The 16,517-nt window shown below is 41.2% G+C and carries 12 protein-coding genes; 3 read left to right on the forward strand and 9 right to left on the reverse strand.

Annotation, left to right across the window (positions count from 1 at the left end):
• Positions 1-21 precede the first annotated feature (21 nt).
• From ade to E4K68_RS21030, 4 genes are all read right to left on the reverse strand, one after another.
• Positions 22-1,812, reverse strand: a complete 1,791-nt coding sequence (ade, locus tag E4K68_RS07295) for an adenine deaminase (RefSeq protein ID WP_135378278.1) — start codon at positions 1,810-1,812, stop codon at positions 22-24.
• A 138-nt stretch (positions 1,813-1,950) separates the two neighbouring features.
• A complete protein-coding gene (locus E4K68_RS07300; RefSeq protein ID WP_135378279.1) occupies positions 1,951-2,694 on the reverse strand; it encodes an MBL fold metallo-hydrolase in 744 nt (247 codons plus the stop codon).
• Between the two features lie 461 nt (positions 2,695-3,155).
• Positions 3,156-3,476 carry an FtsX-like permease family protein gene (locus tag E4K68_RS21025; protein WP_243450294.1) on the reverse strand — a complete coding sequence of 107 codons (321 nt, stop codon included), beginning with the start codon at positions 3,474-3,476 and terminating at the stop codon, positions 3,156-3,158.
• 56 nt (positions 3,477-3,532) lie between these two features.
• Entirely contained in the window at positions 3,533-3,751 is a 219-nt protein-coding gene (locus tag E4K68_RS21030; protein ID WP_243450295.1) for a hypothetical protein, read from the reverse strand.
• 285 nt (positions 3,752-4,036) lie between these two features.
• Here E4K68_RS21030 and E4K68_RS07310 point away from each other — a divergent pair, with 285 nt between their 5' ends.
• Both E4K68_RS07310 and E4K68_RS07315 read left to right on the forward strand, forming a co-directional pair.
• On the forward strand, positions 4,037-4,591 hold the full coding sequence (locus E4K68_RS07310) for a hypothetical protein (RefSeq protein WP_135378280.1): 555 nt from the start codon (positions 4,037-4,039) through the stop codon (positions 4,589-4,591).
• A 293-nt stretch (positions 4,592-4,884) separates the two neighbouring features.
• On the forward strand, positions 4,885-6,009 hold the full coding sequence (locus E4K68_RS07315; protein ID WP_135378281.1) for an NAD(P)/FAD-dependent oxidoreductase: 1,125 nt from the start codon (positions 4,885-4,887) through the stop codon (positions 6,007-6,009).
• A 244-nt stretch (positions 6,010-6,253) separates the two neighbouring features.
• Here E4K68_RS07315 and acs read toward each other — a convergent pair whose 3' ends face one another.
• The 3 genes from acs to allE form a co-directional block, all read right to left on the reverse strand.
• A complete protein-coding gene (gene acs / locus E4K68_RS07320) occupies positions 6,254-8,569 on the reverse strand; it encodes an acetate--CoA ligase (protein WP_135378282.1) in 2,316 nt (771 codons plus the stop codon).
• Between the two features lie 1,518 nt (positions 8,570-10,087).
• Complete coding sequence (locus E4K68_RS07325; RefSeq protein WP_135378443.1) at positions 10,088-11,752, reverse strand: PucR family transcriptional regulator; 1,665 nt, start codon at positions 11,750-11,752, stop codon at positions 10,088-10,090.
• Positions 11,753-11,834: 82 nt separating this feature from the next.
• Entirely contained in the window at positions 11,835-12,596 is a 762-nt protein-coding gene (gene allE / locus E4K68_RS07330) for a (S)-ureidoglycine aminohydrolase (RefSeq protein WP_135378283.1), read from the reverse strand.
• Positions 12,597-12,949: 353 nt separating this feature from the next.
• Between allE and E4K68_RS07335 the strand changes: the two genes are divergently transcribed.
• A complete protein-coding gene (locus E4K68_RS07335; RefSeq protein ID WP_135378284.1) occupies positions 12,950-13,471 on the forward strand; it encodes an ureidoglycolate lyase in 522 nt (173 codons plus the stop codon).
• Between the two features lie 210 nt (positions 13,472-13,681).
• Here the strand turns inward: E4K68_RS07335 and E4K68_RS07340 are convergent, their stop codons facing one another.
• Together E4K68_RS07340 and allB are read right to left on the reverse strand one after the other, a co-directional pair.
• Complete coding sequence (locus E4K68_RS07340; protein WP_135378285.1) at positions 13,682-15,079, reverse strand: NCS1 family transporter; 1,398 nt, start codon at positions 15,077-15,079, stop codon at positions 13,682-13,684.
• A gap of 56 nt (positions 15,080-15,135) precedes the next feature.
• Positions 15,136-16,488: an allantoinase AllB gene (gene allB, locus E4K68_RS07345; RefSeq protein ID WP_135378286.1), complete on the reverse strand. Its 1,353-nt coding sequence runs from the start codon at positions 16,486-16,488 to the stop codon at positions 15,136-15,138.
• Between the last annotated feature and the right edge of the window lie 29 nt (positions 16,489-16,517).

Consider the following 16,517-nt stretch of genomic DNA (forward strand, 5'->3'; position numbering starts at 1 on the left):
CATTCTCGTTCGGATGCATTTTTAATCTACAAAAAGCGTTGTAAAACTGTTGTTGTATACATTGATAAGGCCTTTGTCCGTTATCCTAATTTCGGGAATCACAACAAGCGACATCAGCGACATGGTCATAAAGGGCGAAGCAAGCGGGGATCCGAGAGCTGCCCACGCATCGGAAAGCTCACCGAGAGCATTAGCAACCTCCTGCGCAGATAAATCGCTCATTAGTCCGGCTATCGGCATTTTTAAAAGTGCGAGAACCTTTTCACCTTGGACCGCCGTCATGCCACCGGAACATTCAACTAATGTATTCACCGCAAAAGCCATATCGACGTCATTCAACCCCAGCACAATCAGGTTGTGGGCATCATGCGCGTAGGTTGACGCAACCGCGCCCTTTTTCAGACCAAAGCCATGAACAAAACCAACGCTTATTCCACCATCCGGCTTATGCCTGTTAATGACCGCAACCTTGCAGATGTCTTTTTCTGTTGCAAGCTCAACTTCTCCGTTTCTAACCGGCAGAGCTTCAACTATTTCGGTCGTCAGTACATTTGAGTCATGAACGCCGATCACCCTTACCCTTGCGGTCTCCGCGCCGAGGGGTGCTTTGACAATAAAGTCGTCAGGCAAAAAAATCCGGGTTATTTTCACCGAAGTTTTAAGCTGCTCCGGATATTCATAGCCTCCAACAGGCACGATGAGGCTGCCCTTTTCCGCCACAAGCTCCCCGTTAATGATCACTTTTTCAACTCTGACCTGACCCAAGTCGCTCAAAATGTTGATGTCAGCAAAACGGCCCGGTGAAATCGAACCGATATCGCGTTCCATGCCGAAGCAGCAAGCGGTGTTAAGAGTTGCCATCTGTATTGCCGTCACTGGCCGCACACCCATGGAAACTGCGAGGCGAATAATATAATCCATGTGCCCGCGCTTTATGATGGTGTCTGCATGTAGATCATCGGAAACTAGCAGAGCAAGTCTCGTATCAATTTCGTGCTCCGTAATTGCCTTAATCACTTCGGGAAGGTCATCCCATGCAGAACCTTCCCGGATCATTGCATACATTCCAAGTCGCATCTTGGCAAGAGCTTCACGCGCACTGGTAGATTCATGGCAACAATTGATTCCTGATGCAATATAGGCATTTAATGTAGCGCCTGTATCCGTCAGCGGGAAATGGCCTGTTACCGTCTTGCCCGCCTCAAGCGTTTTCTCTACCTTCTCGCAGGTTTGCGGGTCACCACACAAAATGCCGGTATAACTCATCATCTCACCAAGTCCCACAACGCCTTCCAAGTTCATCGTGTTTTGTATATCCTGTGGCGTTATTGTACTGCCTGTATTTTCAAGGCCAGGCGACGCAGGTACACAGGATGGTATGGTTGTAAAAACGCGCAGGGGCGTTGCTGCCCCATCTTTCATCATGGCAACCATACCGTCAAGGCCCGCGACATTTACAATCTCATGTGGGTCCATAAATATTGAGGATGTCCCGTGGGGAATAGTAGATTTTGCATACTCTCCCACCGTCATCAGGCTACTTTCTACATGAAGATGCCCGTCTATGAACCCAGGTACCAGATACATTCCTTGTGCATCAATAATGACCGTTTTTTCACCAATAGTCATCGTGGCATCGCCTACAAGTGCAACACGACCGAATGTTACCGCAACATCTGTGTTTGGCAGAATTTCTCCGGTAAAAACATTGACCAGCTTGCCGTTTTTAATCACTAAATCAGCCTTTTGTTTCCCCTGCGCTGTTGCTGTAAGTTGCCTTCCGACTTCCCACAGCTTATATCTCTTGTTCAAACAAATCCCTCAATCCATCACATACTTTATATTTCATCTTATATTCTACACATCCTGTATTGTATCATGCTTTGGAGGACTTTTAGCGCTACAAAATTACTACTTGTAACCGAAATGCGCACATGGGGATACTGGCGGTCATTCGTTAGCTAACTCCAGCAGGCGCTGATTTACCTTATCATTATAGACTCCACCATGATAACAGATAACAGTTTGGATATCATATTGAATTAGCTTCATCAGTGATCTTTTAGCTGTATTTATATCAGCCGCATATTCTGGTTTTGGTCCTACCATTTGACCGTCTATTACGTTAAGAGCATCTCCGGTAATAAGAGTTTTGCTCTGGTTTAGATATAAGCAAATGTGACCAGGCGTATGCCCCGGTGTGTGAATTACCGTGATTCCTCCACAGTATGGCAACACTTCACCATCATCAATCGTTGAGTCTACGTTAAATTTTAATTTGAGCGATGCTTTGAAAACTTTCTCCATTTGTTTACGTTTTTCTTCAGGAAGAGACTCCAACCTTTTAGCCATTTGTTCTGGATTCAATTTAATTAGTGGTTTTTCTCCTTGGATATAGGGTCTTTCCTCTTTGTGCGCCAGCACTTCTACTTTATGGTCTGATAACCTCAAGATTTCAGACAAACCACTCATGTGATCTAAATCTTGATGAGTAAGAATCACTTTGTTGAGCTTACTGAATGGAGCACCAACCTGATCCATAACCTTCCGAATTTCCGGTAGTTGGGAGGGCATCCCTGCATCTAATAAAATAATAGTCTCATCATCCCAGATGAGTGTTGGATGAATTATACTTTGATCACCCATAATATTCATTGTTAATTCGAGTGTTTCTACACCTTTAGCTATGTTCATTTGGTTCCACAGCTCATGTTTGAGCCTTGGATCACCTCCCTTTTCATAGAACCTCTAATTTTTCAGTCCAAAAGTTATGCTGAATATTATAAGCTAATTCCTTAAATTGCATACTGAGTTAGACGCGGTTCCGGTATCCAACATTTTTCAACCTTTTCTGGGAACATTTCATCTTGTCAAGAATTGATCATATTATAAGATTCTTCGTAATTGGCTAAATTCCTCCAAGACAATTCTCCAACAACAAATGGACTTCCAAGGTGCCCAACTTTAACATTTTATCTCAACTCAGAAAAAACTTTACTTGGAGACGGGGATGCTACCCTAAATTAAGAGATGAGGTTAACCCTAAAAAAATACTTACTAGGAGCTCTGCCCTCGCCCCAATAAATAACGAAGCGAACCCGTATGTAATGGCGGGTTCGCTTCGTCGTTTATTAAGTTAGCTTTGTTGTTTTAACCTATTCATAACGTAGTGCATCTGGGTGTAGTTTCGCTGCTTTCTGGGCTGGGAAAACTCCGAATATAACACCGATAGCCACGGAAAAGGCAAACGCCATGATTACAGGAGATGTTGTGATTTGGGTAGACATTCCTGCAAATTTATTCGACAAGGAGGAACCTCCTGCCCCGAAGAAAATGCCCATAATACTGCCTAGCATACTCATGATGACGGCTTCAATCAAGAATTGAAGCATAATCGCCCTTCGTTCAGCCCCAGTCGCTTTACGAATCCCGATTTCCCGGGTGCGCTCCGTTACCGAAACCAACATAATGTTCATAATGCCGATTCCCCCCACTAAAAGAGAGATTGCCGCCACTCCACTGAGCAAAGGAGTCATGGATTGGGAAACACCTTCAGCTGTTGACAGAATATCGGTTTGACTGTAACTGTAAAGTCATTGGCTGCGTTGCCGGAAAGGCCATACTGCTGTCTTAAGATTTGGGTGATCTCGGCATAGGAAGGCGTTGTACCAATGACCTGCGTACTGGTATTTTGGCTTCCGATAACAACTTGTACTTGCTTATTCTGCGTCCGCTCCACTTTTGATAGCATTAACGTCACCCATAGTCATATTGGTTAGACTTCCGCTTCCCCCTTGACTCCGCCCGCGTTGGACTGACCAGGGGACACAATCATGTCCAGAGATCTAATGAAAGCTGTAATCTTAACTATATCTTCATATTCTCCTCATGGAAAATACAAATTTTTATCTTAATATTATTCATGTAATAGTTTCGTCCAACATAGTTAAGGGAATTGGTAATAGATAGGTGTTGGTAGTGGAGTTATGTCCTCTTGAAGGCCCACGGTACCAATCATAAAGGGAGGAAATTAGAAATGTTAAAACAGACTCAAGTTCATAAATCGACCAAAAGAACCTGGATAGTAGCAGGTATGTTATTGTCTTTTACCATAATTGGACTGAGCGGTTGTGGTTCCACAAACACAACTTCTTCACCTGCCACAGCTACAACTCAATCATCGTCTTCGAGTCAACAAAACCAGGGACAAACTACTCAAAAAATGGTCCAAAATCCCGCACTAAAAGCCGTTATGGAGATAAGTCGTCTGCAAAGAGATCAACAAAACGCTTTAACTAGTGACCAAAAAGCTAAGATTAAACCTATCTTGCAAGAATTGATTAGTACGCCTGATCTAAGCCAAGATAGTTTACAACAAAAGGCTGATGCAATTAACGCTGTTCTAACCGACCAACAAAAAACCGTTTTAACTGCTCCGAGAACTCCCAATGGAACTAAGCAAAACCCAAATAGCTCAAATGGAAACTCAACAAATGGGAATAGACCCCAAGGAGGAACTGGCGGAAAACAGGCTGGGAACGCCCCAAAACCTGGGGATATGTATCAAAGAGTATTAGACTCCTTGTCATAACTTTTAGTGTTTACTCATGACTCGGTTTTAGTGACTTTAGGCTCACCCATTAATAACATGGAAGGCCAAAGTCACTAAATTTTTACCAGTTTTCAGAGTATTTACATACTCAATTTGTTCCCCAAACCAAGTCTACACCCAACAGCGCATGTCGAAACCTCGAGACTGTGCCCACAAGTGCCTATCATTCTTCAGTAAAATTCAAACCCGCTACGATCTTGACATATACCGTTATAGTACTATAATGCTTAACATATTTTGATATTTAAATTTATGAAAGGTAACCATAAATTGTGGAAAAAATTGACGTACTTATAATAGGAGCAGGAGTTGTTGGTTTAGCTGTTGCCGCAGAACTATCGAAGCAATTTAAGGATAAATCTTTAGTCTTGCTTGAACAGCATAGTAAATTTGGACAAGAAACCTCCAGCCGCAACAGTGAAGTAATCCATTCGGGTATTTATTATCCAACAGGAAGTCTCAAAGCAAAATTGTGTGTTGAGGGCAACCAACGTCTTTATCAATTTTGTCGGGAATGGGAAATCCCCCATAAACGTATTGGAAAATTAATTATTGCTCGTAATGAGACAGAAATCCCGGCATTAGAATCAATTTTGGCCCAGGGCCGAAAGAACGGGGTTAGCGATTTAGAAATCCTTGATAGAGATCAGATTACAAAATTGGAACCAAATATTAGAGCTGACGCCGCAATCTTATCTCCCTCAACCGGGATTATTGATTCACACAAATTAATGTTAAGACTTGAATGGTTGGCGCTAGAACGAGGTGCAATCATAGCCTACAATCATGAAGTCATGAAAGTTGATTCGAAAGGAAATGAATATTATGTGACTTACCGTAACCCAACAGGCCAACTTGAATCGATTCATTGCAGTTGGTTAATTAACTGTGCGGGTTTAAATTCTGATCGAATCGTTTCTTCCCTGGGAATTAACATTGATGAGATCGGTTATCGCATATACCCCTGTAAGGGCGAATATTTTAGTGTGACAAATACCAAATCATCGTTAGTGTCACGATTAATCTATCCGCCTCCGTTAAAGGAATTAAAGGGCCTGGGAATTCACGCGACAAAAACATTGGATGGTCGATTGAGGTTTGGTCCAAATGCTTTTTATGTAGAAACATTGGAATACAATGTGAATGAAAATCATGCCCAAGAGTTTTACAATGCCGCCAATACATACATGCCATTTCTAAACCCTTCAGATTTACATCCAGATATGGCGGGTATAAGGCCGAAAATTCAGGCCCCCGGTGACCCTTTCCGTGATTTTATTGTGTGTCACGAAGTTGAACATGGATTTGAAGGGTTAATAAATCTCGTCGGCATCGAATCGCCTGGATTAACTTCTTCACTAGCTTTAGCCGAGATAGTAAAAGGTTATGTTCATTGACAAATACCCTGAATGTAACTTAATTATAAAAATTAAGCCACCCAGAATTAATTCTGGGTGGCTTAACGGATACCCATAGCCAGACACTTGATTAAAGGTGTCTAGTCTATGGGTTTTTGAATAATCTATCAAATAATATTCGCAAAACTTGTCGTTTCTCGAGAGTAACTGTGCCCTATACGAAATGACAATATATGAATGGCTCACAAGTTTCAAGCGTGTGGAATAAATAATTACGTCTCTCTTAGCCCTCTGAACCACAGAAGCAAATTTGTCCTTCTTCTGATAAATCATCCGTAATATATCCCTCATTGATCACTGCATGGCTAAAATCTGGTGTCCCACTTCCGAAGATTGCTTCGACAGCATCATGGTTGTTTATCATGATATTGGTGATAGCCAAGGCCACTTCGGCCGCTAAGTTCAGTCTTACTATCCACTGAAAACAATAAAAATGGGTAACTGGATGACGTGATCCATCCTTAGTTGGTGTAGAGAACCAGACTGTATAACTGTACCCATCATAAGACTCTTCCTTACTTCGATTAAACGTAGCATTGTCAGGAATTGAAATCTTATTTCTCCCTAATTTTATTGAGGAATTCCGAGCAGCTTGGATTTTCTGAGCGTCAATATTCTTTTTCAGAAAATTTATGACCGCTACATCGGCAAGGGTGCTGGTATCCCCCATGGCCCGACCCTCCGCGATGTCCTTCAGAAGGCGCCTCATAATCTTTCCGCTTCGTGTCTTCGGTAATTCAGCTGTCAAGAAAATGTCATCTGGTCGTGCAAGTGAACCAATCTTCAGGACAACATGGGCTTTTAGTTCATCAATTAGCCCGTCGCGGATTACTATTCCTTCTTTTAAACTGACGAAGGCAAACACTGCTTGACCCTTTACTTCGTGAGTTCTACCCACGCAGGCTGCTTCAGCAACGGATGGATGATCAACCAAAGCACCTTCTACTTCCGCCGTCCCAATCCGATGCCCCGAGACATTGATGACATCATCCACGCGTCCGATCACCCAGAAATAACCATCTTCATCCCATTTCGCTTCGTCCCCAGTAAAATATACACCCGCAATCTCGCTCCAATAGGTGTCCTCATAACGTTTGTCATCACCATACACCGTTTTAAGCATTGCCGGCCAGGGCTCACGAACCACTAAATACCCACCCTCCCCCTTCGGTACTGGGTCGCCCATATGATTTACTATTTCTATATGGACACCTGGGAAGGGAATCGTACACGATCCTGGCTTTAGAGGGGTAATCGCTGGGACCGGAGTCATCATAATCATACCCGTTTCCGTTTGCCACCAGGTATCTACTATGGGGCAGCGCTCTCCTCCAATATGTTTATAGTACCACATCCAAGCCTCTGGATTAATCGGTTCCCCGACCGAACCCAAAAGCCGTAAACATGAAAGATCCCTGCCTAATGGAAAGCTTTCCCCCCATTTCATAAACGTGCGAATCGCAGTTGGCGCAGTATATAAGATTGTAACCTTATATTTCTCGATAATCTCCCAATAACGATCTTTTTCCGGATAATCCGGCGCTCCTTCATACATAACCACCGTTGCACCATTCGATAATGGCCCATACACTAAATAACTATGTCCTGTTATCCAGCCAACATCGGCAGTACACCAATAGACATCTTCTTCTTTAAGGTCAAAGACCCATTCATGCGTTGTGGACACCCCAACCATATAACCACCGACAGTATGAACCACTCCTTTAGGTTTTCCAGTGGTTCCACTCGTATAAAGAATGAAAAGCATATCATCCGCTTCCATGGGTTCGGCTGGGCAAACGAGCGAGGCATTCTTGATGACCTCGTGATACCACCTATCCCGTTCTTCTTGCATGGCCACAGGTTGACCCGTCCGTTGAACAACGATCACCTTTTCGACACAAGTGACCTCTTGAAGTGCTTGATCCACACTTTCTTTCAAAGGAATGATATTTCCACGACGATAACTCCCATCCGTTGTAACGACAATCTTTGACTGAGCATCTATGACTCTGTCCCTTAAAGCTTCCGCGCTAAACCCACCAAATACGACACTGTGCGGAGCTCCAATCCTAGCACAAGCGAGCATCGCGATGACTGCCTCTGGGATCATAGGCATATAAATTGTTACGCGGTCTCCCTTTTCCACCCCAAAAGATTTCAACACATTCGCAAACTGGGATACCTCACGATAAAGATCCTGATAGGTTAAGACTCTACGGTCTCCCAGCTCTCCTTCAAAAATAAGGGCTGCTTTATTTCGACGTGCACCCTTTAAATGTCGATCTAAGCAATTATAAGCAGCATTTAATTTTCCGCCCACATACCACCTCGCAAATGGAGGATTCCAATCTAAAACAGTGTCCCATGGCTTAAACCAGTCCAAACGTTTTCCCTGTTCGCCCCAAAATTTCATTCGGTCCTGCCCTAGTTCGTGAATTTTAGGGTTTCGAATTACGGCTTTTGAACTAAACCCTTCAGGAGGGAAAAAAATCCGTTCTTCTTCCTCAGGTAATCCATCACGGTTTTTCTCTTTCATATAGCACTCCTCCTATTCTGCACTGTTATAAAATACATTAATGATATAGTTTAAGAATGTTTGTAAAATAATGACCCGCCCAAAAACTTCTTAAAAAAGCTCAGTTTATCTAATTGTAAAGGAGTTCGTTTTAAATAGTAAAACTATGTTTCATTTTACTAAAAAATTATTTTTAGAATGCTTGCGATACGATTATTCGAAATTCATTCTTGCAATCTGATAAAAACAATTTAATTTCTTGAGCCATCATTTATCTTGGTAATAATAAGCCTCTTCTTTTGGGGTAAACTTGATCCATTACTTTTCACCACTACTAGGAACCATATAGATCACCTCCTTAAAAAATAACCAATGTTACTGTTTCATATATCAAAACCGTGTTTCACATTACGCACGCCTCAATCCTTTGTACTTGGTGATCGCTTCTGGTTCTGCATAACCTAGTCCTTTTGCTTACTAGTACAAAAGTGTTATTGAGCTGCATTTTTAAACCATGTGTACTAGTATAGTACCATATTTAATCTCCTGTATGCAACAACTATTTATTAATTAACAAATTATTCTTCATACTTGGACCATTTTGACAATGTGGCGATAGAAATTCTTCTAAAAGATTAGCTTGATATTTTGCCAGCATAATAATTCAGATAAAATCAAGATGTATTACTTTAATAAAATTAGGCCAATTGAGCATAGTTGTGCGTAGAATGGCATTAAGATATTCCGGACAAACGGGCAGCAAGGTACTGGTGAAGTGGCAAATACAATTGACCCCGTATTGGGGCTATTCTAAATTCTATAAACGAACCTTCACTTTATATTATCGGTGGTTCTATTTGGTGTAACGAAGTTAGATATCATTAGACAAATTTCGACCGCAAATAATATGGACAACAATGATTTTGGTATAAGGGGCGATTTTCGTAAGGTTAGATATATAGTCTTTTGTCATAGTAAGATCTCCATAACTAAACTGCGCTGCCCCAGCAAAAAATATCAGAAAAGAAGCAGTTCCCACACAAATATTCATACCTCAAAACGGAAAAGCTATCACGTTTCACGCAAACACATCCACAAACTAGACTACCCCGGCTACTCCACCGTTCGTTTAAATCCATTCTTCTCCCTCAGTCTAAAAAAAGATTGTAGATCTAATCATGATCTTCAATCTTTTTTTACAAACCGATAACTATGAAGTTCTCTGCTTAGTACCTAAAACTTGGAGAAGGCTATGCTGTCCTCCCAAGTTAAATATCTCGCATTGTCTTGAGAACCGTGACACCAAGACTCAGGCCCTTGATTCTAGCTAGTGTCGTCTTCATGACCTGGTCAGTTCCCTATACAATGTCTCTGAACAGTTCTCCCTGAGCCTGTTTTATAAAAGGTAATACCGGCCATCTTCTGCGGGTCCGATGACATTATCTTAGATTTCAAATAGTTCGATCGATTCGTGTAAGGTGCTAGCAGGAAGATTGAGTAACCCTAAGAGCGACCTTTAGGTTACTATAATTTTATACCTTACATCGCCTCATTACCTAGGAGGTGTATTATTTTTAGGCCCATTTCGATTTCCAAGCGATGTTCATTGATCTCTAAATCCATCCCAGTAATTTCTTTAATCCGCTCTAGCCGATAAAGGATCGTTTTATAATGAATAAATAGCTTTTTTGCTGCTTTGCTAGCATTCCCATTACATTCCAAGAAGATTTCCAAGGTTTTTAGAAGATCTGTTTCATTGGCTTTATCATACTCAATTAATTTAAGCAGTGGTTTTGGTACAAAATTTTGTAATTCGTTTCGCTCAGCAAATTTGCAAAGAATGCGAAATACACCTAGTTCAGAAAAAGCCCCGATAACGTGTTGACCTTGAATCATCCGACCAAAGGTGATCGAATCTTGAGCTTCTTTAAAACTCCGTGGAATTTCGTCAACGGTTAAGGCGATATCTCCAATTCCTATGGCAACAGAGACTTTCTTGACTTTCTTTTTGATTTGTTCCTGAATCTCCTTACCTGTCTTCTTGATCAGTTCCAAGAGCCCGTATTTGTCATCTGACGAAGGCCACAGTAGGATGATCGAATCATTTTTAGTCCCGAGAATATAATTTTTAGTATGTTTTCTTACGGCATTCGTAATTATTGAAACGACATCAGATTTTAACGCTTGCAGATACATATTATCCGGACTATTCTTGCTTTTAGCTAAAATCCCATCGATGTTATCTATATTAAAAAGGACAATCGTGTATGACTTAGACAAGTCCCAACCAATTAACGCCGCTCGCTCTAGCGTATTATTTAATGCAGTCTTTCCAGTTATTAAGTTCTCCAAAAGATCATTTTGAAATTTTTGTTCAATTTCCTGTACAGCTACTTTTTTAACTAAATCAAGAGTTACTACGGTAGCCGCATGTTCTAAACAAATCAAATCCATTTCTTGAAGTCTCTTATTCACTTCTACCACCGTAAGGTATGCCTTTACTTGACTAAACGCTTGAATTGGTACGACAACTTGAGAAACTGGTTCTTCTCCTAACGCTGGGAATTTCACCATTTGACGATAAAACGAAAGCTTATCATTCAAACTTTCTCGTTGAAATAGGTCTGTTACCTCGATAAACCTTTCAAGCTGAGGGTTTGTTGTACTCATGCTTTTGAAATCGCGATCATAAACAGCGACCGGGTTCCCAATTAATTCTTCTAATGTTTTAATAATCCTCTCAAGACCTAGGCAATGTAACGCTAACGTTGTGAACCGCTCTTGAATAATTTTATAGTAATTTAATTTAACCACTTGATTATTAAAAAGTTCGGCCATGATAGGATACATCACATCAACAAAGCGCACATTGGCATCAAGTTCTATAATAGGCAGTCCATATTGATTGGCCGCTTCGATCATTTCCTCGGGCACACGTTCGACAAAACGGCCAACTTTGATCGCGATAGCTGCTACGCCTTTATCGGCAAGCTTTTTAACGAAATCTTCATAGTTTAAGGTTCCTGCGGGTGCGGAATACAAGCTGGTAAGAAGTAACTCGCCCCCAGCCAGCCAATTTACAATATCTGGTGCTTCCATAATGGTAACACCTTTAACCACATTATCCAACTTTTGATGACCCGCCACAATTTCTGACGTACTTAAGGGGCCAATTCTCATGGCATCTTTTACTGTAATCTCCAGTGTTACCACCCCCTGAGCGATCTTTGAGATACGAGGTTCGATTTTATTATCGAACCTCGTATCTTGTTCAGCTAATTCTATTTTACAGCTCAATGTCGCGATTGCAATCTTTTGTGTAGATATAGGTTGAGGGTGTTCTTCCTGCACCGTAGTAAGCCTGGGGAACGTAAGGGCCAAACCAGATGAAGTCTTCTGTTTTTACAGGAAGCCATTTGTTATCAATTAGATACACACCTTCACCCTCTAGGAAATAGAGTCCATGTTCCTGAACGTGGGTTTCCACGAAAGGATGACAGCCGCCGGGATAAAAACTAAGGGTATGAAAATTAACATCAAAGCCTAATTCCGCAGGGAGTACGTTTTTGATACGAACATTTTCCATACCATCATAAGCTTCATCAGGTATATCATTTAAGTTCCCCACAACTATTGTAGCTTCATAACCAGCTAATGGACGATAACGTTGTTTATAAAGAAGAAGTTTCCATGGTTCAGCACTTACATTTTTTAACCCTACCCCTAAGGAAGCAGGTGCAAAAACAAAGCCTCCATTCGTGAGTTCGTAGGTTTTACCCTCTACGGTTACAATACCCGCTCCTCCCATACAATAAACGAAAGTTTCAATTCCATCTTCTTTAAAATCATTTGTTGTTCCGCCACCTGGTAATACTTCAACTGTATACATGGCAAATTTCGGGCCTAACTCGGGAGATGCAATAATACTTGTATTACAATTCTCTAAATTAGGAATGACGTTTTTAACACGTCCTTCCGGTGGAATCAATGCATATCTGCCATGTTCAATAATTGCTCTCGTAGCTAAAAGCTCATTTGGGTAACCCATGAATAACCTCTCCTTTTAAATCTAATATGAGTTTGACATTTGTCATTATATTCGTTATTTAACCTAAAGCAACCTTTAGTACAAATGGTTAAAAAACCGCTATTGTATATATCATTCTTGGATAAGATTCTTATCATAGAATGTGTTATTAGTCCAATTATTATAGAATAGTACCCTAATAATTCTATATACATTCTGCAAAATTCTTGGATGATTCAACTTAGAAAACTAGGATAAAGAAGTATCTTAACCATCATCAATAGTAGTAAAAGGATAAAACTATAGAAACGAGTAATTATACAACTAAACAAAGCTACCTGCGCAACCTAAAATTGAAAGGGGACATATTCGAAATGAATCGCATAATTAAAGTCGAACGTTTTACTAAAGAAGCCTTTGAACCTTACGGCCACGTACTTATGCGTGAGCCGGGAGTTCCCCCTATTAAGACTGCACCTCCAATTTTTACTGACCGAATACCGTTTGAAGTGGATGAGGGTTCGGCTGAATTCGTTTATGCTTTACTTAAACGTAAGGAATTTAAGTTTTCAGCGTTAGAACGCCACTTAAAAGTTACACAAGGATTCTTTCCCCTGTTTGGTGGACCCGCTATTATTAGTGTCGCACCAGCAACTGACCCGAATGACCTTGAAGCTCTTCCTTCACCAAACTCGGTACGATGTTTTTTACTCGAAAGTTACACCGCCTTTGTCATTCATCGTGGAGTATGGCACGGAACTATTCTTCCACTTGAAGAGTCTTTTGGTTATATTCTTGCTACACGTAAAGAGACCACTGATGATTCCATCGACCCACTCTACGATGGTGATTGTCAAATTCGCGATCTTGGGGTAACGTTTGAGATTCAGCTGTAGAGTAATGCATTTTTACTAACAGTACTTATAGCTCCTCTTAAATAATTTTAATGAGATATGACAAGAGCCGATTCCTTATACTTAGGAAAACGGCTCTTGTTTTTTTAGGGGTAGACCTTCTTGATGTTGTCTAAGTTAAATTTTTCAGACTCACCGATACTCTTTGATCTCTAAACTTAAAGATTTTTGATTAACATCGACAGTTTACGATTATCTCTCAAATATCGTACCCTTTTTAAATTTTGAATCTTTAAACGCAAACTTCGTCAGAAGGATATAGGCAATACCTCCCACAACAACTCCAATAATCCATGCCAACTCCACTTTCATAAAGGCCGCACTAGCTCCGATAACCATTGCAAGAACCGCGGCTGGATTATATCCTGCAAAAGGACCGTCTTCTTTGTACAAATCTTCAACATTTACTTTTTGCTTTCTTAAAATATAATACTCGATCAATAATATTGAAACAATCGGACCTAAAAATGCTGAATATATTAGTATGAACATACCTAGACCCTTCGCCGAAGAATCTTGTACAAGCACCCAAGGGAATGAGCCTAACGCAAGTAGTCCAGTTATGGTAACAGCAGCTTTATATTTTATTTTTGTAATCAAAGTAATAACATAGGTCGGCGGAATAATATTGGCAACCATGTTTACTGCAATCGCACCCATAACAATAAATGCGGACACAAAGACTGTAATATAAGGGTTATTTACTACGATAGCAAACGCCTTCACAGGATTAGAAATACCAGTTGCGGAAGCAAGCATTGCGCCAATTGCGAGTACAAAACCGTACGCAATTAAAATAGGCAAAAAGTACAAAAATCCGCGTTTTCCGTCGCTAATACCAGATTTTAGCTCTCTTGAATAGTCCGCTGCGCTTAAAAAGATACCAGCATAATTTCCCATAAACATCATTATAAATCCAAAGAACGGCAAGCCCCATGAGCCTCTTGCATGAACCCATTTTTCTGCAATAACAACGCTATGGGATGTTAGAAGAAGGACAAATACATAGACAAGCGCTAGCATAATAACAACAGATGTAAGCGATTCCACCCATTTAATAGCATGGAAGCCGTACAACGAAAGCCCAATTTGCACCAGCTGAAGCACTACAAAACAAATGACAACATTATCAAAGGCGCCGCCCGTAATGATCTTGGCAATTTCATTTAGGGCAGTACCGCCAATCCAACTTTGAAAACCGTACCAAACGATGGCGGGGATACCGCGCAAAAGTGATGATATGATAGAGCCTTTCACCCCGAAGGACATTCTGAGCTGCACAACATAGGGTATTCCCGTTCTGTATCCTAGCCTGTCATTTAAAGCAAAAACAGTTGAAATGATACCAATTGCTATGATAGCTGCGAGAAACGTCTGAAAGATGTTTAGCGTTGCGATTCCCGCTACAACTAAACTAGCTCCAAGCGTCATATTGCCTAAATTAACACCGTCTCCAATCCACATAAACATATAGGGTATCGGGCCTACCGTTCTGCTCTCTTTAGTTTTTGGATATAGTGATTCATCCACACCCGTAGCATGTTGGATCTGCGTCTCTTCTGCAACGTGACTTTCTAAATTTGTTGCCATTTTATACCCAACTCCTTTTTCCCATTGTTTGTGGTACTTCTAAATAATGCAGCGGTTTACAAATTAGGTCTTAGATGTTTGCCAATAGGCTTTGATACAATCTTTCCATCTTTGAAAACAGTGGTTCCCCTGAGAATTGTTTGTTTCACTATTCCACGGAAGCTATTACCAACATAAGGGCTCACTTTGTGCTTATAAAAAAGATCCTCCGCCTGTAAGGTAAATTTCTTATCCAAGTCTATCAGTGCAAAGTCTCCATCGTAGCCAACAGCAATTTTTCCCTTCCCCTGAATTCTAAATATCTCGTTAACAGTTTGCGAAGTCAATTTTGCAATATCTTCGAGTGCAATCTTTCTATCATGGTAGGCATGGGTAAGCATAGCCGGAAGCGTTGTTTGGCAGGCTGAGATTCCACCCCAAACTTTCAGGAATTCCCCGTCTTTCAGCTTCGGGTCGCAAGGCGAATGGTCGGAGGAAACGAAGGCTATCTCGCCATTTAACAGTTTTGCCCACATCTTTGTTTGATTTTCAGCATTGCGAATGGGAGGCGAGCATTTAGCCACGGTTCCCATCCGTTCTACATCGTCATCGGTAAGAATTAAATAATGACCAATCGTTTCACAACTGACGTCAATGCCTCTGCTTCTTGCTTGTGTAACAAGCTCGACCGCTTTCGCTGTACTAATATGAGCAATGATTAATTTACAGCCTGTCTCCTCTGCAAATGAAATCATGCGCGAGACATTTTCTATTTCCGTAATTGGAGGGCGCGCTTCAAAATAATCCCGTACTGTTGTCTTGTTATTGGAAAGCGCAATCGCCGTCAAATCTTTTGTGATTTCAGCATTTTCACAATGCACCATAAGCGGCAATCCAAGCTTTGCTAACTTTTCCATGCCCACTAAGGTTGTAAAATCGTCCGCTCTTTCAAATTCGTCAATACCGCTATTGCACGAAAACGCTTTAAACCCTATTACGCCGCACTCCGCAAGCTCTTCAAATTTATCTAAATTTTTGGGAGTAAACCCGCCCCAAAATCCATAATCAACCAAAGAGTCCTTCTGCGCCACAGCAAGCTTTGCATTAAAGTTTTTGGCGTCAAGCGTACATGGACTGCAATTAAGCGGCATATCAAAGTACGCAATGCCGCCACCTGCTGCCAGAGCACTGCTTCCGGTTGTGATTGTTTCCCACTCTGTTCTTCCCGGGTCATTGAAATGCACATGCCCATCCGTCGTGCCGGGAAATACATACTTTCCTGAGGCGTCAATTGTTTCTTTTGCATCGCCTGATATGTCTTCCGCTATTTCTACAATTTTTTCATCACAAACAGCAATATCTGCTTTTTTCACGCCCTCCGGACGAACAAGAATCCCGTTTCGAATGATTAAATCATACCGCTTGCTCATTAGTTAACCTCCTTATTTACCAGTGCATA

The sequence above is a fragment of the Desulfosporosinus sp. Sb-LF genome, assembly GCF_004766055.1.
Lineage (GTDB): Bacteria > Bacillota > Desulfitobacteriia > Desulfitobacteriales > Desulfitobacteriaceae > Desulfosporosinus.

Coding starts and splice junctions, on each gene's coding strand:
- E4K68_RS07300 (WP_135378279.1), bottom strand. CDS start 2,694: ATGAACATAGCTAAAGGTGTAGAAACACTCGAATTAACAATGAATATT.
- E4K68_RS21025 (WP_243450294.1), bottom strand. CDS start 3,476: ATGAACATTATGTTGGTTTCGGTAACGGAGCGCACCCGGGAAATCGGG.
- E4K68_RS21030 (WP_243450295.1), bottom strand. CDS start 3,751: ATGCTATCAAAAGTGGAGCGGACGCAGAATAAGCAAGTACAAGTTGTT.
- E4K68_RS07310 (WP_135378280.1), top strand. CDS start 4,037: ATGTTAAAACAGACTCAAGTTCATAAATCGACCAAAAGAACCTGGATA.
- acs (WP_135378282.1), bottom strand. CDS start 8,569: ATGAAAGAGAAAAACCGTGATGGATTACCTGAGGAAGAAGAACGGATT.
- allE (WP_135378283.1), bottom strand. CDS start 12,596: ATGGGTTACCCAAATGAGCTTTTAGCTACGAGAGCAATTATTGAACAT.
- E4K68_RS07335 (WP_135378284.1), top strand. CDS start 12,950: ATGAATCGCATAATTAAAGTCGAACGTTTTACTAAAGAAGCCTTTGAA.
- E4K68_RS07340 (WP_135378285.1), bottom strand. CDS start 15,079: ATGGCAACAAATTTAGAAAGTCACGTTGCAGAAGAGACGCAGATCCAA.
- allB (WP_135378286.1), bottom strand. CDS start 16,488: ATGAGCAAGCGGTATGATTTAATCATTCGAAACGGGATTCTTGTTCGT.